Origin of the sequence: Agromyces sp. LHK192 (genome assembly GCF_004006235.1) — a bacterium.
Taxonomy (GTDB): domain Bacteria; phylum Actinomycetota; class Actinomycetes; order Actinomycetales; family Microbacteriaceae; genus Agromyces.
Map to the genome: position 1 here is coordinate 2188483 of NZ_CP034753.1, position 19525 is coordinate 2208007.

11 protein-coding genes and 1 tRNA gene are annotated in these 19525 nt (G+C 69.9%); 1 reads left to right on the plus strand and 11 read right to left on the minus strand.

Annotated elements, in window-relative coordinates:
* Window positions 1-80: 80 nt before the first annotated feature.
* The 7 genes from uvrB to ELQ40_RS09860 all read right to left on the minus strand — a co-directional run bounded on the left by uvrB (window position 81) and on the right by ELQ40_RS09860 (window position 10756).
* Window positions 81-2150 (minus strand): excinuclease ABC subunit UvrB, encoded by a 2070-nt coding sequence (gene uvrB, locus ELQ40_RS09830; RefSeq protein ID WP_127793528.1) that lies wholly within the window; start codon window positions 2148-2150, stop codon window positions 81-83.
* An 81-nt stretch (window positions 2151-2231) separates the two neighbouring features.
* Entirely contained in the window at window positions 2232-2846 is a 615-nt protein-coding gene (gene coaE / locus ELQ40_RS09835) for a dephospho-CoA kinase (protein ID WP_127793529.1), read from the minus strand.
* Between the two features lie 86 nt (window positions 2847-2932).
* Window positions 2933-4384, minus strand: coding sequence for a 30S ribosomal protein S1 (rpsA, locus tag ELQ40_RS09840; protein WP_127793530.1), 1452 nt, complete (start codon window positions 4382-4384; stop codon window positions 2933-2935).
* Window positions 4385-4492: 108 nt separating this feature from the next.
* Complete coding sequence (locus ELQ40_RS09845; protein WP_255424725.1) at window positions 4493-5518, minus strand: epimerase; 1026 nt, start codon at window positions 5516-5518, stop codon at window positions 4493-4495.
* 62 nt (window positions 5519-5580) lie between these two features.
* Window positions 5581-7254, minus strand: a complete 1674-nt coding sequence (locus ELQ40_RS09850; protein WP_127793531.1) for a DUF885 domain-containing protein — start codon at window positions 7252-7254, stop codon at window positions 5581-5583.
* 53 nt (window positions 7255-7307) lie between these two features.
* Window positions 7308-10019, minus strand: a complete 2712-nt coding sequence (gene polA, locus ELQ40_RS09855) for a DNA polymerase I (protein WP_127793532.1) — start codon at window positions 10017-10019, stop codon at window positions 7308-7310.
* A 131-nt stretch (window positions 10020-10150) separates the two neighbouring features.
* Entirely contained in the window at window positions 10151-10756 is a 606-nt protein-coding gene (locus tag ELQ40_RS09860) for an ANTAR domain-containing response regulator (RefSeq protein WP_127793533.1), read from the minus strand.
* Window positions 10757-10792: 36 nt separating this feature from the next.
* On the opposite strand from ELQ40_RS09860, the gene ELQ40_RS09865 reads away from it, so the two are divergent.
* Window positions 10793-10875: transfer RNA gene (locus ELQ40_RS09865), tRNA-Leu, on the plus strand.
* Between the two features lie 55 nt (window positions 10876-10930).
* Here ELQ40_RS09865 and ELQ40_RS09870 read toward each other — a convergent pair.
* From ELQ40_RS09870 to gltB, 4 genes are all read right to left on the minus strand, one after another.
* A complete protein-coding gene (locus ELQ40_RS09870; protein ID WP_127793534.1) occupies window positions 10931-11791 on the minus strand; it encodes an alpha/beta fold hydrolase in 861 nt (286 codons plus the stop codon).
* A gap of 126 nt (window positions 11792-11917) precedes the next feature.
* Window positions 11918-13333 carry a pyruvate kinase gene (gene pyk, locus ELQ40_RS09875; protein WP_127793535.1) on the minus strand — a complete coding sequence of 472 codons (1416 nt, stop codon included), beginning with the start codon at window positions 13331-13333 and terminating at the stop codon, window positions 11918-11920.
* A gap of 72 nt (window positions 13334-13405) precedes the next feature.
* Window positions 13406-14863: a glutamate synthase subunit beta gene (locus tag ELQ40_RS09880; protein WP_127793536.1), complete on the minus strand. Its 1458-nt coding sequence runs from the start codon at window positions 14861-14863 to the stop codon at window positions 13406-13408.
* A gap of 53 nt (window positions 14864-14916) precedes the next feature.
* On the minus strand, window positions 14917-19506 hold the full coding sequence (gene gltB / locus ELQ40_RS09885) for a glutamate synthase large subunit (protein ID WP_127793537.1): 4590 nt from the start codon (window positions 19504-19506) through the stop codon (window positions 14917-14919).
* Window positions 19507-19525 lie beyond the last annotated feature (19 nt).

Consider the following 19525-nt stretch of genomic DNA (forward strand, 5'->3'; position numbering starts at 1 on the left):
ACACGCACGGCGCCGTGAGGAATGCTCTCAGCGAACATACGTTCGAATCGCTGCTCCGTACTCGCCCCGCCGAACCGCGATCAGCCCAGGTGACCGGCCTTCTCCATCTGACGGAGCTCGCGCTTGAGCTCCTGCACCTCGTCGCGCAGGCGCGCGGCGAGCTCGAACTTCAGCTCGCCGGCGGCCTCGAGCATCTGCTCGTTGAGGTCGCGGATGAGGTCCTCCAGATCGTTCGCCCCCTCGGCCGCGATGCCCTCGCGACGGAGGTTCGGGACCGGAGCCTTCTTGCGGCCGGCGTCACGGCCCGCCAGCAGTTCGGCCGTGTCGGCCTCTTCGCGCGCCAGCACCTCGGTGATGTCCGCGATGCGCTTGCGGAGGGGCTGCGGGTCGATGCCGTTCACCCGGTTGAACTCGAGCTGCAACTCGCGCCGGCGCGTGGTCTCGTCGATCGCGCTCGCCATCGAATCGGTGACGACGTCCGCGTACATGTGCACCTGGCCGGACACGTTTCGGGCGGCGCGGCCGATCGTCTGGATGAGCGAGGTCGAGGATCGGAGGAAGCCCTCCTTGTCGGCATCGAGGATCGCGACCAACGACACCTCGGGAAGGTCGAGACCCTCACGGAGCAGGTTGATGCCCACGAGCACGTCGTACACGCCCGCGCGGAGCTCGCTCAGCAGCTCGACGCGGCGCAGGGTGTCGACGTCCGAGTGCAGGTACCTGACCCGGACGCCGGCCTCGGTGAGGAAGTCGGTCAGCTCCTCCGCCATGCGCTTGGTGAGGGTGGTGACGAGCACCCGCTCGTCGCGCTCCGCGCGGATCCGGATCTCCTCGAGCAGGTCGTCGATCTGCCCCTTGCTGGGTTTCACCACGATCTCCGGATCGACCAGCCCGGTCGGCCGGATGATCTGCTGCACGACCCCGTCGGCGATCCCCATCTCGTAGCGGCCGGGCGTGGCCGAGAGGTACACGGACTGACCGACGCGCGCCTTGAACTCGTCCCACTTCAGCGGCCGGTTGTCCAGCGCGCTCGGCAGCCGGAACCCGTGCTCCACGAGCGTGCGCTTGCGCGACGAGTCGCCCTCGTACATCGCGCCGATCTGCGGCACCGTGACGTGCGACTCGTCGATGACGACGAGGAAGTCGTCGGCGAAGTAGTCGAGCAGGCAATGCGGCGCCTCGCCCGGCGCGCGGCCGTCGATGTGCCGCGAGTAGTTCTCGATGCCCGAGCAGAATCCGATCTGCTCCATCATCTCGAGGTCGAACGTGGTGCGCATGCGCAGCCGCTGCGCCTCGAGCAGCTTGCCCTCGCGTTCGAGCTCGGCGAGCCGCTCGTCGAGCTCGTCGCGGATCGTGCCGATCGCGCGCTGCATCACGTCGGTGCTCGCGACGTAGTGCGAGCCCGGGAAGATCGGCACCGCGTCGAGCTTCTCCACGACCTCGCCCGTCAGCGGATGCAGGCTGAACAACGCCTCGATCTCGTCGCCGAACATCTCGATGCGGATGGCGTGCTCCTCGTACACCGGGATGATCTCGATGGTGTCGCCGCGCACCCGGAACGTGCCCCGGCTGAAGGCCACGTCGTTGCGCTGGTACTGCATCGACACGAACTTGCGGATGAGCCAGTCGCGATCGACCCGCTGCCCCACCTGCAGCGGCATCATCGCCGCGAGGTACTCCTCCGGCGTGCCGAGTCCGTAGATGCAGGAGACGGTCGACACGACCACGACGTCTCGCCGACTCAACAGGGAGTTCGTCGTCGAATGGCGGAGCCGCTCGACCTCGGCGTTGACCGACGAGTCCTTCTCGATGAAGGTGTCGGTCTGCGGCACGTACGCCTCGGGCTGGTAGTAGTCGTAATAGGAGACGAAGTACTCGACGGCGTTGTTCGGCATCAGCTCTCGGAACTCGGTCGCGAGCTGCGCTGCCAGTGTCTTGTTGTGCGCGAGCACGAGCGTCGGCCGCTGGACCTGCTCGATGAGCCACGCCGTCGTCGCCGACTTGCCGGTTCCCGTCGCGCCGAGCAGCACGACATCGGTCTCGCCGGCGTTGATCCGCCCGGCGAGCTCCGCGATGGCCTGCGGCTGATCGCCGCTCGGGCGATACTCGCTCACGACCTCGAACGGACGGACGGATCGCGTGGCCTGCATGCCCTCCAGTCTAGATTCGGCCACCGACACCGAACCCGGGGTTCGCCCGCGGCGATCACCGCCGCGAACGGAGCGGCGCGCTCAGCCCTTCGAGCGACGTTCTTCGACGATCCGGGCCCAGAGCGCGTCGGCCTGGCTCACGGTATGGCCGAGCGTGCCCGACGTGTCGATGACGACGTCGGCGATGCGCCGGCGCTCCTCGTCGTCGACCTGCGCGTCGATCCGCGCCTCGGCGTGCTCGGGCTCGAGCCCGCGTTCGTCGACCAGTCGCTTGACCTGTTCCTTCCGACCGGCGCTGGTCACGACGATGAGGTCGAACGGGTGGTCGACGGACGCCTCCACGAGCAGCGGCACGTCGTACACGACGATCGCGTCGGGGTCACGTTCGCCAGCCTCCCTGATGAGCCGCGCGGAGAGCTCGCGGACCGCGGGGTGCACGATGCCGTTGAGGCGCGCCCGCGCAGCGTCGTCGGCGAAGACCAGCCGCCCGAGCCGGTCGCGGTCGAGCGCACCGTCGGGGCGGAGCACGTCGGTCCCGAACGCCTCGACGATCGCCGCCAGCGCGGGCGTTCCGGGTTCGACCACACGGCGCGCGAGCTGGTCGGCGTCGAGGTGCACGGCACCGTGCTCGTAGAGTCGCCGCGCGACCGTGGACTTGCCGGACGCGATGCCGCCGGTGAGGCCGATCAGATACACACCACGAGCCTACCGGCGCCCGCCGCGGACGCCGAAGGCCGGCCCCGAATCGGGACCGGCCTCCGGTGCAGTCGTCAGGACGACGATCAGTTGTTGCTCGAGAGCTTCTCGCGCAGCGCCGCGAGCGACGCGTCGTCGGCGAGGGTGCCCGCGCCGGCCGAGTCGCTCGAGTACGAGGCGCCGGCGCCGGAGAACGAGTCGTCGTTCGCCTGCGCGGTGAGCGAAGCAGCAACCTGCTTCTTGTGCGCCTCCCAGCGAGCCTGGGCTGCGGCGTACTGCTGCTCCCACTCCTCGCGCTGGGCCTCGAAGCCCTCGCGCCACTCGTTGGTCTCCGAGTCGAAGCCCTCGGGGAACTTGTAGTTGCCCTGCTCGTCGTACTCGGTGAGCATGCCGTAGAGCGCCGGGTCGAACTCGGTGCCCTCGGGGTCGACGCCCTCGTTCGCCTGCTTGAGCGACAGCGAGATGCGGCGACGCTCGAGGTCGATGTCGATGACCTTGACGAAGACCTCTTCGCCGACCGACACGACCTGCTCGGCGAGCTCGACGTGCTTGGCCGACAGCTCCGAGATGTGCACGAGGCCCTCGATGCCGTCCGCGACGCGCACGAACGCGCCGAACGGAACCAGCTTGGTGACCTTGCCCGGTGCGACCTGGCCGATCGCGTGGGTCCGGGCGAAGACCTGCCACGGGTCCTCCTGCGTCGCCTTGAGCGACAGCGAGACGCGCTCGCGGTCGAGCTCGACGGAGAGCACCTCGACGGTGACCTCCTGGCCGACCTCGACGACCTCGCTGGCGTGCTCGATGTGCTTCCACGACAGCTCGGAGACGTGCACGAGGCCGTCCACGCCGCCGAGGTCGACGAACGCACCGAAGTTGACGATCGACGAGATGACGCCCTTGCGGACCTGACCGGGGTGCAGGTTGGCGAGGAAGGTCGAACGCGACTCGGACTGCGTCTGCTCGAGCAGCGCGCGGCGCGAGAGCACGACGTTGTTGCGGTTCTTGTCGAGCTCGAGGATCTTCGCCTCGATCTCCTGGCCGAGGTACGGCGTGAGGTCGCGGACGCGGCGCAGCTCGATGAGCGAGGCCGGCAGGAAGCCGCGGAGGCCGATGTCGACGATGAGGCCGCCCTTGACGACCTCGATGACCTGGCCGGTCACGACGCCGTCGGACTCCTTGATCTTCTCGACGTCGCCCCACGCGCGCTCGTACTGGGCGCGCTTCTTGGACAGGATGAGGCGGCCTTCCTTGTCCTCCTTCTGGAGGACGAGGGCCTCGACGGTGTCGCCGACGTTGACGACCTCGGTCGGGTCGACATCGTGCTTGATGGAAAGCTCGCGCGAGGGGATGACACCCTCGGTCTTGTAGCCGACGTCGAGGAGGACCTCGTCGCGGTCGATCTTCACGACGGTGCCCTCGATGAGGTCGCCGTCGTTGAAGAACTTGAGCGTCTTCTCGACCGCGGCGAGGAAATCGTCAGCAGATCCGATGTCGTTGATCGCGACCTGCTTGGGCGCCTTGGTCGTTGCGGTGGTCATGTAGTGGATGCTCCGAATGGACAGAATCAGGCCCGTCGCGAGTTTCGATCGTGTGTTGGTTCCGCGATGGGCATGCGGACATGGATGTCACAAGAGTGACAGTCAATCCTAACGGATGCCCCGCTCCCCCGGCAACCCGGCCGATCCGCGGCTCCGGGCCCCACGCGGGCGATCGGGCCGCCCGCGGCCGATCAGCCCGTCGAGCGCGGGTTGGAGATCGGGGTGTCGGAACTCGTACCCGGCCTCCAGCAGCCGCTCCGGCAGCACCCAGCGGCTCTTCAGCGTGAGCTCAGTCTCCGTCCGGATCACGGCGGCGCCCAACTCCTGCATCCATCGCATCAACGGCACCCCGACGGGCATGCCGACCGACCGCCGCACCGCGGCCATGAACTCGCGGTTGTCGACCGGGTGCGGCGACGAGAGGTTCACCACGCCGTCGATCTCCGGATGATCGACGAGGAACCGGATCACCCCCTCGACGTCGTCGAGGTGCACCCAGCTGAATCGCTGGCGGCCGCCGCGCGTACGGAAGCGGTGGTACGTGCCGGCCCGGAGCCGCGCCCTCGTCGCCGGCCACCTGCCGTCGAGTTGTCGCCCGCCGAGCCCGAGCCGTGCGAGCCTGGCCAGCGGCACCAGCGCGCTGCCGTGGCCGAGCGTGATCGCCGCCCGCAGCGCGACCCGCCGGGTCGCGGGCAGGTCGGACTCGAAGAACGCACCCTCCCACGCGCGGGCCACGTCGACCGAGAACCCGGTGCCGAGTTCTCCCCCGCGCTCGTTCATCGGCCGATCGTCGGCGTGACGGTAGATGGTCGCCGTCGACGCGTTGACCCAGAGCCGCGGCGGCACGTCGGCGCGGGCGATCGACGCGGCGAGCTCCCGAGTCGTCTCGACCCGCGACCGCACGATCTCCGCGCGGTTCGCCGGCGTGTACCGGCAGTCGACGCTCTTTCCCGCCAGTCCGATCACGAGGTCTGCGCCGTCGACGACCGCGTCGATCGCGTCGGGGTCGCCCCAGGAGGCATCCGCGCCGGCCCCCCGGCCGATCGTGCGGACCTCCGCACCGTCTCGCCGGAACGCCTCGACCAGGTGGCGCCCCATGAAGCCCGACGCTCCCCCGACGACGATCCGGCTCACGCGGAGGTCGGGATCGGGGCGGAGGTCGCCATCCTCGTCCGAGGCGCCGGTCGCTCGGGTGCTCACCCGAGCAGCGCCCGGCGCAGGGTGTCGAGGCCGACGCCGCCGAGGTCGAGGGCGCGCTTGTGGAATCCGCGGATGTCGAAGGCTGCGCCCTCCCGCCGGCGGGTGTCGTCGCGCAACTGCTCCCAGATGCGCTGGCCGACCTTGTACGAGGGAGCCTGCCCGGGCCATCCGAGGTAGCGGTTCACCTCGAATCGCACGAACTCGTCGTTCATCGCCACGTTCTCACGGAGGAACCCGAACGCGTAGTCCCCCGTCCAGACGCCGCCGCCGTCGGGCAGCGGCTTGCGCAGGTGCACCCCGAGGTCGAGCACGACGCGTGCCGCACGCAGGCGCTGCCCGTCGAGCATCCCGAGCCGATCGGCCGGGTCGTCGAGGTATCCGAGTTCCTCCATGAGGCGTTCCGCGTACAGGGCCCAGCCCTCGGCGTGCCCAGACGAGCCGGCGAGCTGCCGACGCCACGTGTTCAAGGTCCGGCGATTCACCACAGCCTGGCCGATCTGCAGGTGATGCCCGGGCACGCCCTCGTGGTAGACCGTCGTGAGCTCTCGCCAGGTGTCGAACTCCGTGACGCCCTCGGGCACCGACCACCACATGCGCCCCGGCCGCGAGAAGTCGTCCGTGGGTCCGGTGTAGTAGATGCCGCCCTCCTGGGTCGGGGCGATCATGCACTCCAGCGTGCGGATCTCCTCGGGGATGTCGAACTGCGTGGCGCCGAGCTCGGCGACCGCGCGGTCGCTCGTCTCCTGCATCCAGGCCTGCAGCGCATCGGTCCCGAAGAGCTTCCGGCTCGGATCGGCGTCGAGGTGCGCGACCGCCTCGGCGACGGATGCCCCAGGGACGATCTGCCGCGCGATGGCCTCCTGCTCGGCGACCATGCGCTCGAGCTCCTCGATGCCCCACTCGTAGGTCTCGTCGAGGTCGACGGACGCGCCGAGGAAGTGCCGCGAACGCAGCGCGTAGATGTCGCGCCCGACGGCGTCGTCCGCACCCGCCCGGGGTGCGAGTTCGGACTCGAGGAAGTCCGCGAGCTGTTCGTAGGCCGCCGCAGCGTCGGACGACGCCCGCGCGAGATCGGCCCGCAGCGCATCTGGGAGCGCCTCGCCGTCGGCTCGGGCCTCGGCCGTGAACGTGGCGAAGAAGCCGTCCGAACGCGCCTGGCGCCGCGACTGCGACGCCACTTCGCGAGCCTGCCTGACGGCCGGGACGATGCCGCGCTCGATGCCGAGCCGAAGGCTCGCGGCATACCCGTCGACGGCGTTCGGGACGGCACGCAGCCTCGCCGCGATCCGCTCCCAATCGTCGACCGATTCGGTCGCCATCAGGTCGAACGCCTCGCGGATGTCCTGCGCGGGGCTCGCGATCACGTTGAGGTCCCGCAGGTGCAGTTGCGCCGCGTGCTCCTCGAGCGCCAGTTCGAGCTCGCTCCCGAGGTCGGTGGCGGTCACGAGGTCGACGCCGTCGACCGGTTCGACGGCCCGGATCGCGGCGAGCGTGTCGCGCATCGCCTCGGCTGCTCGGTCGTGACCGTCCGGCGAGTAGTCGGGCAGTCGGTCATCGACCTCGCGCCGACCGATGTACGTGCCGAGGGTCGGCTGGAGCTGGACGACGGTGTCGACCCAGCCCTCCGCGATCCGGTCGATGTCGGTCGGGGTGCGCTCATGGTCGGCCATCCTCCGACCATAGCCCCAGCGACCGACGCCCGCCCCGGCGACCGACGCGGCCGTCAGTGCGCGGCGTCGTCCCAGCTGGCTCCGCGGCCGATCTGCACGTCGAGGGGCACGAGGAGGTCGGCGGCGTGCGCCATGCGGTCGCGCACGATCGCCTCCACCTCGTCGCGCTCGCCGTCGGCGACCTCGAAGATCAACTCGTCGTGCACCTGGAGGAGCATCCGCGACCGGAGGCCGCCGTCGGCGAACGCGTGTTCGATCCGGCTCATCGCCAGCTTGATCAGGTCGGCCGCCGACCCCTGGATCGGCGAGTTCAGCGCCGCGCGTTCGGCGTTCTCACGCAGCACCCGATTCGGGCTGTTGAGGTCGGGGAACGGGCGCCGCCGGCCGAAGATCGTCTCGGTGTAGCCATCGATGCGGGCCTGCTCGACCACGCCTCGCAGGTAGTCGCGCACCGCGCCGAAGCGCTCGAAGTAGTCCTTCATGAGCTGCGTGGCCTCGGCCCGCTCGATCCGGAGCTGCTTCGACAACCCGAACGCGCTGAGCCCGTACGCGAGGCCGTACGACATGGCCTTCACCTTGGTGCGCATGAGCGCCGAGACATCCGCCGGTTCGACGCCGAAGACGCGCGCACCGACGAAGCGATGCAGGTCCTCGCCGGCGTTGAACGCCTCGATGAGCCCGGGGTCGCCGGACAGGTGCGCCATGATCCGCATCTCGATCTGCGAGTAGTCGGCCGTGAGCAGCTCCGCGAACTCGTCGCCGTGCCGGAACGCCTCGCGGATGCGACGGCCCTCCTCGGTGCGGATGGGGATGTTCTGCAGGTTCGGGTCGTTGCTGGACATGCGCCCGGTCGCCGCACCGACCTGGCCGTACGTCGTGTGGATACGACCGTCGGAGCCGATCGACTTGTCGAGTGCGTCCACGATCTGCCGGAGCTTGGTCGCGTCGCGATGCTCGAGCAGGAGCCCGAGGAACGGGTGGGGATTCGAGTCCTGCAGGTCCGCGAGGGCGTTCGCATCCGTCGAGTAGCCCGTCTTGGTCGCGCGGGTCTTCGGCATGCCGAGCTGGTCGAAGAGCACTTCCTGGAGTTGCTTGGGCGAGCCGAGGTTGACCTCGCGGCCGATCTCGGCGTACGCCGCGGCCGCGAGCGACGCGGCACGTTCACCGAGCCCGGACGAGAGCTCGGCGAGGCGGGCGTGGTCGACGGCGACGCCGCGCAGTTCCATCGCCGCGAGCACCGGGACGAGCGGCATCTCGATGTCGGCGAGCACCGAACGGCCCTCCTCCGGCAGGGCCGCGAGCACGGCCGGCGCGAGCCGCACGCCGTACCAGGCGAGTTCGGGCGCGCCGGCAGCCTCGCCCTCGACGGCCACCAACTGCGACGGGTCGCCCTGCGGCACGGTCTCGCCGAGGTAGCGCTCCACGAGGTCGGCGAGGGTCTTCTCCTGGAGGTTCGGACGGAGCAGCCATCCGGCGAGCAGCGGATCGACGACGAGCCCCTCGAAGGCCAGCCCGGTCCGCGCGAGCGCCTTGAGCTGCGGCTTCGCATCGGTGACGATCTTCGGTGCCGGCCCGGCCAGCCACGCCTCGAACCCCTCGAGCTCGGGACGACCCGCCTGCCACTGGACCTCGATCGTCTCCTCGCGCGTCGCGACGCCCGCCCCGATCACCCGGCCGTCGAGGACTTCGAGGTGCAGGCCGAGGCCGGCCGGCTCAGCCTCCTGGGCGCGCTCCAGCCAGGCCGTCAGGTCATCCCCGAGCGGGCGGGCCGAACGAGGCGCCGCAGGCGCCGGTGTCTCGTCGGCGGCATCGGCCTCCGTCGCGGTGCCCCCGCCGGTCACCCCACCGCCGGTGCCGACGGCGGCCGACGGATCGGTCTGGGCCAGCTTGGTCAGCCGGTCCATCAGCGCGCGGAACTCGAGACGCTGGAAGAGCGGTCGAACCGCGTCGAGGTCGATCGGCTTCGACTCGAGCGAGTCGAGCTCGACGTCGACGGGCACGTCGCGCACCAGCGCGTTCAAGCGGCGGTTGCGTTCGGCGTTGGCCCGCTCACGGCGCAGGTTCTCCCCCGCCACGCCCTTGATCTCATCGGCATGCTCGAGGATGCCGGCGAGGTCGCCGTACAGCCCCAGCCACTTGACCGCGGTCTTCTCGCCCACCTTGGTGATGCCCGGCAGGTTGTCGCTCGTCTCGCCGACGAGGGCGGCGACGTCGGGATACTGCTCGGGCCGGATCCCGTAGCGCTCGACCACGGCAGCGGGGTCGTACCGCTTGAGCTGCGAGACGCCCTGCGAATTCGGGTAGAGCAGCGTGACCTCGTCGTTGACGAGCTGGATCGTGTCCCGGTCGCCCGAGACGAGCAGCACCCGGTACCCGCCGGCCTCCCCGCGCGTCGCCAGCGTCGCGAGCAGGTCGTCGGCTTCGAAGTCGTCCATCTCGAGCACCGTGATGCCCATGGCCTGCAGCGCCTGCTGGAGTAGCGGTACCTGCCCCTTGAACTCCGCCGGGGTCTCGCCGCGGTTGCCCTTGTAGTCCTCGTACTCGCGGGTCCGGAAGGACACGCGCGACTTGTCGAACGCGACCGCGAGGTGCGTCGGTCGCTCGTTCTGCAACAGGAGCAGGAGCATCGACAGGAAGCCGTGGATCGCGTTCGTGTGCTGGCCGTCACGCGTGGTGAAGCTGTCGACCGGGAGGGCGTAGAACGCGCGGAAGGCCAGCGAGTGGCCGTCGATGACGAGGAGGGTGGGCTTCTGGGGGTCCGACACCATGTCAGCCTACAAGCGGCCGCCGACACGGCCCGACGCCTCCGTCCGCCCGCGCGCAGACGACGGATGCCGCGCCGGGGAAGTCCCCGGCGCGGCATCCGATCGGCGGTTCCGCGGGCTGCGCCCGACCGCTACTTCTTCGGCGAGAGCTGCTCGATGATGGCCTGCGAGACGTCGCGCATCGTGAGACGACGGTCCATCGAGGCCTTCTGGATCCACCGGAACGCGTCGGGCTCGCTGAGGCCCATCTTCTCGTTGAGGAGGCCCTTGGCGCGGTCGACGAGCTTGCGCGTCTCGAAGCGCTCGACGAGGTCGCCGACCTCTGCCTCGAGGGCGATGATCTGGGCGTGCCGCGCGAGCGCGATCTCGATCGCGGGCAGCAGGTCGTTCGGCGTGAACGGCTTCACCACGTACGCCAGGGCGCCGGCCTCGCTGGCCCGCTCGACGAGCTCCTTCTGGCTGAACGCCGTCAGCAGCACCACCGGGGCGATGTGCCCCTTCGAGAGGCGCTCGGCCGCCGAGATGCCGTCGAGCTGGGGCATCTTCACGTCCATGATGACGAGGTCGGGGCGCAGTTCGGTCGCCAGCGCGACCGCGGTCTCGCCGTCGCCGGCCTCGCCGACGACCTCGAAGCCGTTGTCGCGGAGGGTCTCGACGATGTCGAGCCGGATGAGCGACTCGTCTTCCGCAACGACGACTCGGCGCGGCGCCGACTGGGTGGTTTCGCTGTCTGTCACGGCTCAAAGCCTACGGTATTCTGGCCGAGGCCTCTGGCCGGTGTGGCGGAATGGCAGACGCGGAGCACTCAAAATGCTTTGCCCGAAAGGGCGTGTGGGTTCGACCCCCACCACCGGCACCGATACGGCGACCCGCGCCCGAGGCGCGCACCCGTTCGCGCTCGATGCGTCGCGTCATCCGGCATCGGACCGCGGATGCCGGCTCCCCCGGTGGACCTCCATGATGCGCGCGCGTCCCGGCGCCGCCGGGTCGTCCGTGATCGGGGCGTCCGCCATGAACAGGCGGATGGTGCGCGCCAGCTCGTCGGGGTGGCTGAAGTTGATCGCGTGCGCGGCGCCCTCGATCGCCACTACGAGCACGCGGTTGTCGACGTGCTCGGCGACCTCCCGGATGCGTTCCGGCGCCGGCATCAGCGGGTCGCGGTCGCCGACCACGACGAGGGTCGGCACGTCGAGGGCCAGGAGCCGCTCGAGCGTCGGATACCTGGTCAGGGCGGTGAACATGCGCGCCGTGCTGGAGATCCCGAACCTGAGGTAGTCCGGGGTGACCACCCTGATCAACGATGACGGCTCGCGGCCGCCGTCGCGGGCAAGCTGCCCGACCGCGCGCACGAACGGCTGGTTGTGCAGACCCCCGGCGGGCGAGACGAGCACGGCTCGTTCCAGACGATCCGGGAACTGGTGCGCGAACTCGCAGATGACGGGGCATCCCATCGAGTTGCCGACGAGGGTCGCCCGTTCGATCCCCGCGTCGTCGAGGATGCGGACCGCGGCCCGCGCCAGGTCCGGCACGTCGAGCGCCCCTCGCACCCGGCCGCTTCGGCCGAATCCCGGCAGGTCGGGAACGATGGTCCGGAACTCGAATGCGAGCCGCTCTGCCGTCGGCACGAGGTACCGGCCGGAGAGCCCGAAGCCGTGCACGTGCATCATCGCGGCCCCGGCGCTCGGCTCCGGCGACGTGCGCAGGTGCACCTTCACCCCGTCGATCGTCGCCGAACGTTCGACCAGCACCGACTGCCGCGACCGGTCCGCCATGCCTGCATTGTGCCACGGCCGCGAAGCCGCCGGACAGGCCGCGAAGCCGCCGGGCGCAATGCGAAACCGCCGGGCAGACACGGACGGGTCCGACCGCATTCGCAGTCGGACCCGTCGACGATCAGGTCAGAGCACCTCGCCGACGCGGTGCACCCGCACGTCGTTCGTGGTGCCGGGGATTCCGGGAGGCGATCCCGAGATGATGACGACCGTGTCGCCGTCGACCGCGCGACCCGACCGCTTCAGCACCTCGTCGACCTGGCCGACCATCTGGTCGGTGTGCGTGACCCGGTCGACGACGAACGACTCGACGCCCCAGAACAACGACATCCGACGACGGATCGCCTGGTCGGGAGTGAACGCGAGGATCGGGATCCGCGAGCGCAGACGGGACATCCGACGCACGGACTCCCCCGACTCCGTGAACACGCAGAGGTACTTCGCGTCGACGAAGTCGCCGATGTCGACCGCCGCAGCCGTGATCGCGCCCGACTGCGTCCGCGGCTTCGTACCGAGCTTCGGCACGCGCTCGAGCCCGTGCTGCTCGGTCGAGGAGACGATGCGCGCCATGGTCTGCACCGTGATCACCGGGTACTCGCCGACGCTCGTCTCGCCCGACAGCATCACCGCGTCCGCGCCGTCGAGCACCGCGTTCGCGACGTCCGACGTCTCGGCGCGGGTCGGCACGGGGCTGTGGATCATCGACTCGAGCATCTGCGTCGCCACGATCACGGGCTTCGCGAGCTTGCGCGCGATCTCGACGGCCTTCTTCTGAACGATCGGCACCGCCTCGAGCGGCAGTTCGACGCCGAGGTCGCCGCGCGCGACCATGATGGCGTCGAACGCCTCGATGATCTCCTCGAGGTGGTCGACCGCCTGCGGCTTCTCGACCTTGGCGACGACGGGGACACGGCGTCCCACCTCGTCCATGATCTCGTGGACTCGCGTGATGTCCGCCGCGTTGCGCACGAAGGAGAGCGCGATGAGGTCGGCACCCAGTTCGAGGCCCCAACGCAGGTCCGCCTCGTCCTTCTCGGAGAGCGCGGGCACGTTGACCGCGACACCGGGAAGGTTGATGCCCTTGTTGTTCGAGACGGGGCCGGCCACGACGACCTTCGTCGTCACGACGACGCCGTCGGTCTCGAGCACCTCGACGCGGACCTTGCCGTCGTCGATGAGGAGGAAGTCCCCCGGCTTCACGTCCTGGGGAAGCCCCTTGAACGTGGTGCCGACGAGCTCCTTGGTGCCCACGACGTCCTCGGTCGTGATCTTGAAGATGTCGCCCTCGGCCAGATCGTACGGACCGCCCTCGAACTTGCCGAGCCGGATCTTCGGTCCCTGCAGGTCGACGAGCACGGCGATCGAGCGACCCGAGTCGTTCGCGGCCTTCCTGACGTTCTGGTAGACGCCCTCGTGGACATCGTAGCTGCCGTGGCTCAGATTCATCCGCGCCACGTCGACGCCCGCGTCGATGATGGCGCGGATCTGCTCATAGCTCGACGTCGCCGGCCCGAGGGTGGCGACGATCTTCGCTCGTCTCATTTCGTTGTGTGCTCCCAGTTGTTCCGCGCCGACGGGCGCGGGTCGGTGGCCGACCCGAAGCGGGCCGGTCCGTCAGACGGCGAACGCTCGCGCGCTCGCCGGAATCGGGCTCGGCAGCCGGGTCTCGCCTTCAAGGTACCGGTCGACGGCCGCGGCCGCAGCCCGGCCCTCGGCGATCGCCCAGACGATGAGGGACTGGCCGCGCCCGGCGTCGCCCGCGACGTAGACGCCGGGGGTCGCCGTCGCGTAGTGGTCGTCGCGCTCGAAGTTGCCCCGCGCGTTCACGGCGAGACCGAGCTGCGGATCGACCGTCTCGGTCTCCGGCCCGGTGAAGCCCAGGGCGAGCAGCACGAGGTCGGCCGGGATCTCACGCTCGGTGCCGGCCTTCGGCACGCGCCGACCGTCGACGAACTCCGTCTCGGCGACGCGGATGGCCCGCACCTCGCCGGCCTCGTTCGCGAGGAACTCGACAGTCGACGCCAGGTACTCGCGCGTGCCGCCCTCCTCGTGCGCCGACTGGACCTCGAAGAGGGTCGGATGCATCGGCCACGGCTGGCTCGTCGAACGGATCGTGCCGGGCTGCTTGCCGATGGCCAGGTTCGTCACGCTGAGCGCGCCCTGGCGGTGCGCGGTGCCGATGCAGTCGGCGCCGGTGTCGCCGCCGCCGAGGACGACGACGTGCTTGTCCTCTGCCGTGATCTGGTCGAAGACGTCGTCGCCGGCGACCACCCGGTTGCCCTGGGTGAGGTACTCCATCGCGAAGTGGACGCCCGGAAGGTCGCGGCCCGGGATCGGCAGGTCGCGCGGCACCATCGCGCCGGTCGCGACGACGACCGCGTCGTAGCGCGCGCGCAACTGCTCCCACGTGATGTCCACGCCGATGTCGACACCCGCGCGGAAGCGGGTGCCTTCGGCGGTCATCTGCGCGAGCCGCTGGTCGATGTGCTTCTTCTCCATCTTGAAGTCGGGGATCCCGTACCGCAGCAGACCGCCGATGCGGTCGTCGCGCTCGTACACCGCGACGGTGTGGCCCGCACGCGTGAGCTGCTGGGCCGCGGCGAGGCCCGCAGGACCCGATCCGACGACGGCGACGGTCTTGCCCGTCAGCCGACCCGGGGGCTGCGGCTGGACCCATCCGCTGCCGAACGCCTGGTCGACGATCGAGACCTCGACCTGCTTGATCGTCACCGCGGGCTGGTTGATGCCCAGCACGCACGACGACTCGCATGGCGCGGGGCACAGCCGCCCGGTGAACTCCGGGAAGTTGTTCGTCGCGTGCAGGCGATCGGCCGCGGCGCGACCTTCGCCACGATAGGTGAGGTCGTTCCACTCCGGGATCAGGTTGCCCAGCGGGCAACCCTGGTGGCAGAACGGGATGCCGCAGTCCATGCAGCGGCCGGCCTGACGACGCAGTTGCGTCGGGTCGCCCTGCTCGTAGACCTCTTTCCAGTCCATGATGCGCACCGGCACGGGACGCCGCTTCGGCAGCTCCCGCTCGGTGACCTTGAGAAAGCCCTTCGGGTCAGCCACCCGTCACCTCCACGCAGTCAATGGGTAGGGCTCGAGTCCACACCGTGGTCGTGTCAGCCACCCGTCACCTCCAAGATTCGAGTCCAGACCACATCGCCGTCGGGGTCGAGTCCCTCGTCGACGGCGACCTGCCGCGTGCGGAGCACCGCCGCGTAGTCGCGCGGCAGCACCTTCGTGAACCGGTCGAACGCCGCGTCGCCCTCGTCGAGCAGCGACTGCGCGACCGCGGAACCGGTGTGGGCGAGGTGCTGCTCGAGCAGGTCGCGAACGATCTCGCGGTCGGCGCTGCCGAGCGGCAGGAGCTCGAGCTCGCCCGTCGTGAGCGATTCCCGGTTCACCCGGCCCTCACGGAGGCCGAGCACGTAAGCGGTGCCGCCGGACATGCCCGCACCGAGGTTGCGGCCGGTCTCACCGAGGATCAGCGCAAGGCCGCCCGTCATGTACTCGAGCGCGTGATCGCCCACGCCCTCGACGACCGCGGTGGCACCTGAGTTGCGCACCAGGAACCGCTCGCCCACGATGCCGCGGATGAACATCGAACCGCGAGTCGCGCCGTATCCGATCACGTTGCCGGCGATGACGTTGCGCTCGGCGGCGAAGCCGGCGTCATCCGTCGGCTTCACGATGATCTGGCCGCCCGAGAGCCCCTTGCCGACGTAGTCGTTCGAGTCGCCCTCGAGGCGGAGCGTCACCCCGTTCGGCAGGAACGCACCGAACGACTGCCCGGCCGACCCGGTGAGCGTCACGTCGATCGATCCGGCGGGCAGGCCGTGCTCGCCGTGGCGGACGGTGACCTCGTGCCCCAGCATCGTGCCCACGGCACGCTCGGTGTTTCGGATCGGCAGGTCGATCTCGATCGTGCCGCCGTCGTCGAGCACCATCGCGCTGCGGGCGATGAGTTCGTTGTCGAAGTGCTCGTCGAGTTCGTGGTCCTGGGCGCGCGCGTTGCGGCGCGGCTCCGACTCGGAGAAGTCCGGGCCGACGAGCACCGGTGTCAGGTCGAGCCCCGATGCCTTCCAGTGGGTGACCGCGCGGTCGACGTCGAGCAGTTCGCGCCGGCCGATGATCTCGTCGATCGAGCGGAACCCGAGCTCGGCGAGGTACTCGCGAACCTCCTGCGCGATGAACTCGAAGAAGTTCACGACGAACTCGGGCTTGCCGGTGAAGCGCTTGCGCAACTCGGGGTTCTGCGTGGCCACGCCGACCGGGCAGGTGTCGAGGTGGCACACGCGCATCATGACGCAGCCCTCGACGACGAGCGGCGCGGTCGCGAATCCGAACTCCTCGGCGCCGAGCAGGGCACCGATCACCACGTCGCGGCCCGTCTTCATCTGACCGTCGACCTGCACCACTACGCGGTCGCGCATGCCGTTCAGCATGAGCGTCTGCTGGGTTTCGGCGAGGCCCAGCTCCCACGGGGTGCCGGCGTGCTTCAGCGAGTTCAGCGGGCTCGCTCCGGTGCCGCCGTCGTGGCCCGACACGAGGATCACGTCGGCGAGGGCCTTCGCGGTGCCGGCGGCGACCGCGCCGATCCCCGACTGGCTCACGAGCTTGACGTGGATCCGCGCCTTGGGGTTCGCGCGCTTCAGATCGAAGATGAGCTGCTTGAGGTCCTCGATCGAGTAGATGTCGTGGTGCGGAGGCGGCGAGATGAGCCCGACGCCGGCGGTCGCGTGCCGCGTGCGCGCGACCCAGGGGTACACCTTCGTCGGCGGCAGCTGCCCTCCCTCGCCGGGCTTCGCGCCCTGGGCGAGCTTGATCTGGATGTCGTCCGCGTGCGTGAGGTACATGCTCGTCACGCCGAAGCGGCCCGACGCGACCTGCTTGATCGCGCTGCGACGCTCGGGGTCGAGCAGACGGTCGAGGTCCTCCCCGCCCTCTCCGGTGTTCGACTTCGCGCCGAGCCGGTTCATGGCGATCGCGAGGGTCTCGTGCGCCTCCTTCGAGATGGAGCCGTAGCTCATCGCACCCGTCGAGAAGCGCTTCACGATCGAGGCGACCGACTCGACCTCGTCGATCGGCACGGCCGGGCGGGTGCCCGTGCGCAGCGCGAACATGCCGCGCAACGTCATCAGCTGCTCGGCCTGCGAATCGACCAGCGAGGTGTACTCGCGGAAGATGTCGTAGCGGCGGGTCCGCGTCGAGTGCTGCAGGCGGAAGACCGTGTCCGGGTTGAACAGGTGCGGCGAGCCGTCGCGGCGCCACTGGTACTCGCCGCCCGTCGCCAGGCGCTCGTGCGCCCGCACGGCCTCGTCGACGGGGAACGCGGCGGCGTGCCTGGCCAGGTTCTCGGCTGCGACGACATCGAGGCCGACGCCGCCGAGCTTCGACGTGGTACCGGTGAAGAACTCGGCGATGAACGCCTGGTCGAGTCCGACCGCCTCGAACGCCTGGGCGCCGGCATACGACGAGATGGTCGAGATGCCCATCTTCGACATGATCTTCAGCACGCCCTTGCCGAGCGCCTTGATCACGTTGCGCACCGCCTGCTCGGCCGTGACGCCCGTGATGACGCCCGAACGCACGAGGTCCTCGCAGGTCTCCATCGCGAGGTACGGATTGACCGCGGATGCCCCGTACCCGACGAGCAGCGCGACGTGGTGCACCTCGCGCACGTCGCCGGCCTCGACGACGATGCCGACCTTCATGCGGTCGCCCGAACGGATCAGGTGGTGGTGCACCGCCGAGAGCATCAGCAGCGACGGGATCGGTGCGAGGTCCTTCGTCGAGTCGCGGTCGGAGAGCACGATGAAGGCCGCGCCCTCGGCGATCGCCTCGTCGACCTCGACGCAGAGCTCCGCCAAGCGGGCGCGGAGCGCCTCGGGGCCGGCGTCGACACGGTAGATGCCGCGAAGCGTCCGCGTCGTGCTCGCGCCGGGGCGCGGATCGATGTGGACGATCTTGGCCAGTTCGTCGTTGTCGATCACGGGGAAGTCGAGCACGACCTGCTTCGCGTGCTCGGGTCCCGCGGTCAGCAGGTTGCGCTCGGGACCGAGCGAGGTGCCGAGCGACGTCACGACCTGCTCGCGGATGGAGTCGAGCGGCGGGTTCGTGACCTGGGCGAACTGCTGCGTGAAGTAGTCGAAGAGCAGCCGCGGCCGTTCGGACAGCACCGCCACCGGGGCATCCGAACCCATCGCTCCGAGCGGTTCCATGCCCGTCTTCGCCATCGGCGTGAGGAGGATCTTGACCTCCTCCTCGGTGTAGCCGAAGGTCTTCTGGCGGCGGTTGACCGACGCCGGCGGATGCACGATGTGCTCGCGCTCGGGCAGGTCGGCGAGCCGGATGCGTCCGCCCTCGAGCCACTCCCCCCATGGGGCCGACGTCGACAGTTGCGCCTTGATCTCGTCGTCCTCGATGAGGCGGCCCGCCTCCGTGTCGACCAGGAACATGCGGCCCGGCTGGAGCCGGCCCTTACGGACGATCTTCGACTGGTCGATGTCGAGCACGCCGATCTCGCTCGCCAGCACGACGAGGCCGTCGTCGGTCACGACGTACCGACCCGGGCGGAGCCCGTTGCGGTCGAGCGTGGCACCGACCAGCGAACCGTCGGTGAACACGATCGCCGCCGGGCCGTCCCACGGCTCCATGAGCATCGAGTGGTACTCGTAGAACGCGCGGCGGTCCGCGTCGATCTCGGCCTGGTTCTCCCACGCCTCGGGCACCATCATCATGATCGCGTGCGGCAGGCTGCGGCCGGCGAGCGTCAGGAGTTCGACGATCTCGTCGAAGGACGCCGAGTCGCTGGCGCCCTCGGTGACGATCGGCATGAGGGGGGCGAGGTCGCCGAGCACGTCGGCCTCCAGCTGCGACTGCCGCGCGCGCATCCAGTTGCGGTTGCCCTGGATGGTGTTGATCTCGCCGTTGTGCGCGATCATCCGGAACGGCTGCGCGAGCGGCCACGACGGGAAGGTGTTGGTCGAGTACCGCGAGTGCACGAGGGCGAGCTTCGACGTGAACCGCTCGTCCGAGAGGTCGGGATAGAACGGCTCGAGCTGGAGCGTGGTGACCATGCCCTTGTACACCATGGTGCGGCTCGACAGCGAGGCGAAGTAGAGCTCCAGCTCGCGCTCGGCGCGCTTGCGCAGCCGGAACGTGAGGCGGTCGAGCGCGATGCCGGCGAGGTGGACGCCGTCGCGCTCGGCGGCGGATGCGACGTAGACCTGCTGCACGGCGGGCATGGCGGCACGGGCGAGCGCACCGAGCTCCTCGGGGCGTACCGGCACCTCGCGCCAGCCGAGGACCCGAAGGCCCTCGTGCTCGGCGATGCGCGCGAACTGCTGCTTGATCGCGCTCCGCGCGGTCGGGTCGAGCGGCAGGAAGGCGTTGCCGACGGCGTACTGCCCGACCGGCGGCAGCGCGAACTCCGCGACCTCGCGCAGGAACGCGTCGGGGATCTGGGTGATGATGCCTGCGCCGTCACCCGTGCCGGCGTCCGAGCCGACCGCACCGCGGTGCTCGAGGTTGCGCAGGGCGTCGAGGGCAGCGGTGATGATGTCGTGGCCGGCCGACCCGCGGAGGGTCGCGACCATCGCGAGGCCGCAGGCGTCCTTCTCGGCGGCGGGGTCGTACATGCCCTGAGCCGTCGGGACGGTACCGAACCTCGAGAAGGGTGGGGTGAGCGACACGTGAACCGTCCTCATCAACTAGTGGTAGCGGGGG